The organism is Kribbella sp., assembly GCF_035655035.1.
In the GTDB taxonomy this organism is placed as follows: domain Bacteria; phylum Actinomycetota; class Actinomycetes; order Propionibacteriales; family Kribbellaceae; genus Kribbella.
Genome location: NZ_DASRVN010000148.1, coordinates 1 through 4347 on the forward strand (window position 1 = coordinate 1; position 4347 = coordinate 4347).

Below are 4347 nucleotides of genomic sequence, written 5' to 3' on the forward strand. Positions count from 1 at the left end.
GATCTCCCACTGGTTCGCGCCGTCGATCCCGGCCGCCTCGATGACGTCCAGCGGCCGGCTCTGCAGCCCGGCCAGCAGGATCAGCATCATGAACGGCGTCCACTGCCAGACCAGCGCGAAGATGATCGACCACAACGGCTGATTGCTGATCCAGTCCGGTTGCGGTGCGTTGGCACCGAAGATCCACTTCAGCACGCCGTTGAACAGGCCGTACGTCGGGTTGTAGAGCGCGTGCTTCCACAGCAGCGCGGCCGCGACCGGCACCACCAGGAACGGCGTGATCATCATCGTCCGGACGGCACCACGGCCGCGGAACTTCCGGTCCAGCAGCAGCGCGATCAGCAGCCCGAGGACCAGGCTGATCAGTACGACGCCCGCGGTCAGCAGGATCGTCACGAAGATCGCGTTCCGGGTGTTGGAGTCGGTCAGCACCCGGCGGAAGTTCGCGAACCCGGCGAATCCGCGCTCGTCGGGGTAGTACGCGTTCCAGTCCATGAAGGACACGACGATCGTGACCACGAACGGCAACTGGGTCACGATGATCATGAAGATCAGCGCGGGCAGCAGCGGACCCCGCCGGGCCCAGTCGCCGGCCCTGCGCATCGTCGCGCCCTGGGATCCCCGCGCCGCCGCCGTATGGCGTCCGGGCCGCGCTTCGGTTTCGGTACTCATGGCCCCTACCCCTTCGCCTGCCGCGAGCGGTACCGCTCGGCAACGTCGTCCGCCAGCTTCTGGCCGTGTTTCAGCGCGTCGTCGACGCTCGTCTTCCCGGCGATCGCGGAGCTCACGTCCTGACTGATCTGGGTCCCGAGGTCCGGGAACTCCGGGATGTCGACGAACTGGATCCCCGGCGCCGGCCGCGGCTGGGTGCCCGGGTTGTTCGGGTCCGCGTGCTCGATCGCGCTCTTGGTCGGCTCGGCGAACGCGGCCGCTTCCTTCAGGTACTGCGGGTTCTCGTACGTCGAGGCCCGCTTGCCGGCCGGAACGTTGGACCAGCCAACCTTCTGGCCGACCAGGTTCTCGTAGCCCTTGCCGGACGCCCAGGAGATGAACTTCCAGGCGTTGTCCTTCTTCGTCGACGCCTGCTGGATGCCCCAGGCCCACGCGTACAGCCAGCCGGAGCTGTCGGTCTTCACCACCGGCGCCGGGGCGTAGCCCATCTTGCCCTTGACCGGCGAGTTCGGCGCCTCGAGCGAACCGGCCGCCGAGGTGGCGTCGTACCACATCGCGGTGTTGCTCTGGATGGTGTCGTTCAGGCACTCGGTGAAGCCGGCCTGCGGCGCGCCCGCCTCGCCGTGCGCGCGGACCAGGTCGACGTAGAACTTGGTCGCCTCGGTGAACGCGGGCGAGTCGACCTGCGGGTGCCAGTCCTTGGTGAACCAGGTCCCGCCGAAGGTGTTCACGACCGTGGTGAGCGGGGCGAACAGCTGGCCCCAGCCGGGCTGGCCGCGCAGGCAGATGCCGCGCATCCCCGGCTTCGCGTTGTCGACCTTGGCCGCGATGTCCGCGACCTGCTGCCAGGTCGGCTTGGCCGGCATCGCGATGCCCTTCGACGCCAGGATGTCCTTGCGGTACATCAGGAACGACGACTCGCCGTAGAACGGTTCGCCGTAGATCTTCCCGTCGTCCGCGGTCATCGACTGGGTCATCGGCTTCAGGATGTCGCTCTGGTCGAACGCCGGGTCCTTGGCGATGTAGTCCGACAGCGGCGCGATCCACTTGGACTTCGCGTAGATCGGGATCTCGAAGTTGCTCACCGACGCGACGTCGTACTGACCGGCCTGGCTGGAGAACTCCTGGCTGATCTTGTCCCGGACGTCGTTCTCCGGCAGCACGGTGAAGTTCACGTGGATGCCGGTCTGTTTGGTGAAGTTGTCGGCGGTCAGCTTCTGCAGGTCCACCATCTGCGGGTTGTTCACCATCAGCACGTTGATGCTGTCCGCACCACCACCGCCGGCCCCACCACCCCAGCCCGCACAGCCGGTGACCGCGGTCATCAGCAGCCCGACTCCGGCCGCCCCGATCCGTTTCCGCCTACTCAGCACAGCCACTCCCTCGACCTACAACCCGCCGACCGAACCAAGGCGGGTCCTTGGGCTCTCGTCCTCGTAACCCCCGCCGACCGAAGCGAGGCGGGTGCTTTGGGTTTGTCTCCTCGTAACTCCCGCCGAGCGAAGCGAAGCGGGGTGCATTTGGTGTTTGTTCCCTCGTAACCCCGCCGAGCGAAGCGAGGCGGGTGCAGTTGGTGTTTATTGTTGTTTTGCTCATCTGAGCATGGGTCCGCTCACAGCACGAGTGAACCGGAGGGGGTCTTGACCTGTCAAGGGTCTGTGCAACACTTGGGTCCGGTGGTGCTCATATGAGCGGGGAGGCAGTATGGATTCCGTCGGGCCGGCACAACTCGTGCTCACCGCGTCGATCGCGCGGCGGTACTACGTCGACGGGCGGTCGAAGGTGGAGATCGCCGACGAGTTCCGCCTCAGCCGGTTCAAAGTCGCGCGGCTGCTCGACCAGGCGCGCTCAAGCGGGCTGGTCCGCATCGAGATCAGCCACCCCGGCGCCATCGACCTCGACCTGTCCGCCCGCCTGCAGGAGTCGCTCGGGCTGCGCCGCGCGATCGTGGTGGACACCCCGGAGGTGGACGAGCCGGCCCTGCGTACGCAGCTCGGAAAGGCCGCCGCGGACCTGCTGTCGGAGATCGTCACGCCGGAAGACGTGCTCGGGCTCGCCTGGGCACGGGCCGTGACCGCGATGACGGAGCAGCTCACGACGCTCGCTCCGGTTCCCGTCGTACAGCTGACCGGCGCGCTCACCCGCCCCGACGTCGAGGCCAACTCGGTCGAGCTGGTCCGGCACACCGCGCGCCTGTCGGGCGGTCCGGCGTACCTGTTCTATGCGCCGCTCGTGGTGCCGGACGCGGCCACGGCGCGGGCGCTGCGGCAGCAGCCCGAGGTGGCCGAGGCGATCAGCCAGTTCGACTCGGTGTCCAAGGCCGTGGTCGGGCTCGGCTCCTGGAACGCCGGGCAGTCGACGCTGTACGACGCGATGGACGGCAAGGCCTGCGAACAGCTGCAGAAGCGCGGCGTGGTGGCCGACATCTCGGGGGTGTTCGTGGACGCGGACGGGGCCGCCGTACAGAGCCGGGTGACCGACCGGGTGATCGCGATCAACGCCAAGCAGATGGACAAGATCGACGAGGTGATCGCGATCCCATACGGGCTCGCCAAGGTGGACGCGGTCCGGGCGGCCGTGCGCAGCGGGCTGGTGAACGCGATCGTTACCCACGCACCCCTGGCGAAAGCGCTGCTCGGCGAGACACACTAGCGCGCGATGCCTGACGAGACGTTGCTGCTCGGCGGGACTGCGAACCGCGGGTTCGTCGTGCGGGTCGGAGACACCGTCCGACGACCGCTGCGCGCCAGCAGTACGGCGACGCACGCGCTGCTGGAACACCTCGAGCGGGTCGGGTTCGACGGCGCGCCGCGGTTGCTGGGCGTCGACGAGCAGCGGCGCGAGGTGCTGTCGTACCTGCCCGGCGAGACGGTGCAGGCGCCGTACCCGGCGTGGTCGACGACGGACGCGGCGCTGGACAGCGTGGCGGTGCTGCTGCGGGAATACCACCAGGCGGTGGCGGACTTCCGGCCGGTCGGTTTGGAGTGGGCCGAGCCGGTGCCTGCGGATTACGTGACCGGGCTGATCAGCCACAACGACCCGAACCTCGACAACGTGGTGTTCCGGGACGGCGTCGCGGTCGCCCTGATCGACTTCGACCTCGCCGGACCGGGGTCGGCGCTGTGGGACGTCGCGACCGCGGTACGGCTGTGGGCGCCGCTACGGCCCGACGCCGACATCCACGACGTACGCCGAGGCCGCTCGCTGACCCGGTTGCGCCGTTTCGCCGACGCGTACGGCCTGCCCGCGGCGGACCGCGCCCGCCTGGTGGAGGCGGCCGCCGACAACCACATCTGGTGCATGGACTACGTCCGCCGCGGCGCCGAATCCGGCCACCCTTGGTTCCGCCAACGCTGGACCACCGGCGAGGCGGAACTGACCGACCGCACCAACCAATGGTTCAAACAGTCGGCGGCCGCACTTCACCAGGCTCTGCTGGATTGAGCTCCCGCTCAGCCTCTTCGATGCCTTCGTAGTACTTCTCCTGCAACCGCTTGATGCCCTGCGGCACGAACACGATTGCCGGATTCGGAAACGTCGTGATGCGGCCCATGTCACTCAGCCACAGCGCCACGAACGTGGCCGCCGCCAGGCCGATCACCACCAACCAGCCCTTCTGGCAGATCCACGGCCCTGCGTCGGCAGCCAGCCCGCGCCGGGTGACCGCGCCGACGC

Annotated in this window: 5 protein-coding genes; 2 read left to right on the forward strand and 3 right to left on the reverse strand. The window is 68.3% G+C overall.

Annotated features, from left to right (window positions below; all coding sequences use genetic code 11):
- Together VFF46_RS08435 and VFF46_RS08440 are read right to left on the reverse strand one after the other, a co-directional pair.
- On the reverse strand, positions 1-672 hold a 672-nt coding region (locus VFF46_RS08435; protein ID WP_325036469.1), incomplete at its 3' end, for a sugar ABC transporter permease.
- 5 nt (positions 673-677) lie between these two features.
- Positions 678-2045, reverse strand: a complete 1368-nt coding sequence (locus tag VFF46_RS08440) for a sugar ABC transporter substrate-binding protein (protein ID WP_325036471.1) — start codon at positions 2043-2045, stop codon at positions 678-680.
- 331 nt (positions 2046-2376) lie between these two features.
- Between VFF46_RS08440 and VFF46_RS08445 the strand changes: the two genes are divergently transcribed.
- Positions 2377-3324: a sugar-binding transcriptional regulator gene (locus VFF46_RS08445; RefSeq protein WP_325036472.1), complete on the forward strand. Its 948-nt coding sequence runs from the start codon at positions 2377-2379 to the stop codon at positions 3322-3324.
- A 6-nt stretch (positions 3325-3330) separates the two neighbouring features.
- Positions 3331-4116 carry a phosphotransferase gene (locus VFF46_RS08450; protein WP_325036473.1) on the forward strand — a complete coding sequence of 262 codons (786 nt, stop codon included), beginning with the start codon at positions 3331-3333 and terminating at the stop codon, positions 4114-4116.
- Here VFF46_RS08450 and VFF46_RS08455 read toward each other — a convergent pair.
- Positions 4073-4347, reverse strand: a 275-nt coding sequence (locus VFF46_RS08455) for a hypothetical protein (protein WP_325036474.1), incomplete at its 5' end; no start/stop codon positions are given. The two genes, VFF46_RS08450 and VFF46_RS08455, sit on opposite strands and share 44 nt — an antisense overlap.

What these genes read in the sequence shown, in the direction of transcription:
- VFF46_RS08445 (WP_325036472.1), top strand. Translation starts at nt 2,377, where the DNA reads ATGGATTCCGTCGGGCCGGCACAACTCGTGCTCACCGCGTCGATCGCG.
- VFF46_RS08450 (WP_325036473.1), top strand. Translation starts at nt 3,331, where the DNA reads ATGCCTGACGAGACGTTGCTGCTCGGCGGGACTGCGAACCGCGGGTTC.